Raw genomic sequence first — 1,396 nt, 5'->3', positions numbered from 1 at the left:
CAATGAGGAAAACCTTCCTCCGCTGCGCAAGCGCGCACGGTGGGCGCAAAATCCGGCGCAGGTTGCCTAATTGAATTCGTTGGGTGTGCGGTTTTCTTGACTATTCCAGTTGTACTTACTCTTGAATAAAAGAATTTCATCTCAAAACCCTCGTTTCTCTCATTTTCTAACTAGCTGTTTCGATGCTTCAAGTATCGTTTTTACCAATTCCACTTTACTGATACACCTCGTGCTTCAATAGACTATACCCAATTGAGCGTTTCATTCACATCCACATTTAAACACAAAAACCCCCTTTTGATACTGCTTTGAAACACTTATGAGACTGTAAATGACACTTCCCATTTGACTTATCCCATATTATCCGCTATGCCTGTTCCACCTCCATTGTACACATACAATCACCACACAGAATATTAACTTCTCTTGTTGCCCTTACGCTCATGCCGCATGATGGGCAAATATATTTCCGTGTACTCGACTTCTTTTTTCCGGTTGGGGCAGACGGAAATAGATTATCATCCCGGTGATGATCAATACCCAATTCCATAAGCCCATTCTCTTTCAGTACTGCAATAAACCCTGTGCTTGGTGTGGTTTTGCTGTATCCGATATATGGCGCATACTCAATAAGAAGTCCACGCTTTTCTGCTTCTGCTTTAAAAAGCTTATTGTGATATCGTCCTCCCTTTGATGTATCAGCAATACCATTTACTATGCAATAAAGATGTACCATTTCATGTTGTAAAGTAGCTAACACATTTTCGATTGGTCTATCTAAATGCTCCGCGCTAATATTGATCTCATAATAACTGGCTGCTTCATCTTTCCATACCTCCTGTGTCGTGATATAGCTATACACCTTTGGGCGTGATTGTATCGTAATCATTACTTTTGGCAGTGCACTTCCAAAATACACCCTATTCAGGATATCAAAAGCTTTCTCCAGCATAGCATTGTCTTGTGCAATCATTAGCTTATCCCCCCCTTTTATTATCCGCTTACTTATATCTATATCAAAAAGTCTTTTTTCAAGTCTGATAAACGAAAAAGAGCACTCAACATGTACAGTTGAGTGCTCTTATCACGCATTTTCTATATTTTATTTCTCTATGCCATCCTGATTCATTTCGGGCTTGTTGATCGCTTCGGACTTGCTGTTCACTTCTTTAGTGCTGCCTTTCACCGCTGAACACAGCATTTGTATTTTCCCTTTGCTATCCATTTTAATACCGTTGATTGCGCCTAACTCATATAGTGTCTTAATCTTTTCTTCAGACATCATACTGGAATAGTCAAGAAAACCGCACACCCAACGAATTCAATTAGGCAACCTGCGCCGGATTTTGCGCCCACCGTGCGCGCTTGCGCAGCGGAGGAAGGTTTTCCTCATTGG

General features: G+C 41.1%; 2 protein-coding genes. Both read right to left on the bottom strand.

Translation table 11 applies throughout. The annotated features are described in order from the left end of the window. Positions 1 to 367: 367 nt before the first annotated feature. The gene (locus tag ACTQ34_RS17925; protein WP_441364958.1) at positions 368 to 973 is read right to left on the bottom strand and encodes a SprT-like domain-containing protein; all 606 of its coding nucleotides are present in this window, start codon (positions 971 to 973) and stop codon (positions 368 to 370) included. A 129-nt stretch (positions 974 to 1,102) separates the two neighbouring features. Next, complete coding sequence (locus ACTQ34_RS17920; RefSeq protein WP_441364957.1) at positions 1,103 to 1,285, bottom strand: hypothetical protein; 183 nt, start codon at positions 1,283 to 1,285, stop codon at positions 1,103 to 1,105. Between the last annotated feature and the right edge of the window lie 111 nt (positions 1,286 to 1,396).

This window comes from Agathobaculum sp. LCP25S3_E8, from assembly GCF_052117165.1.
Lineage (GTDB): Bacteria > Bacillota > Clostridia > Oscillospirales > Butyricicoccaceae > Agathobaculum.
Note: the sequence above shows the minus strand (reverse complement) of the source record. Positions and strands in the feature narration are given on the sequence as shown.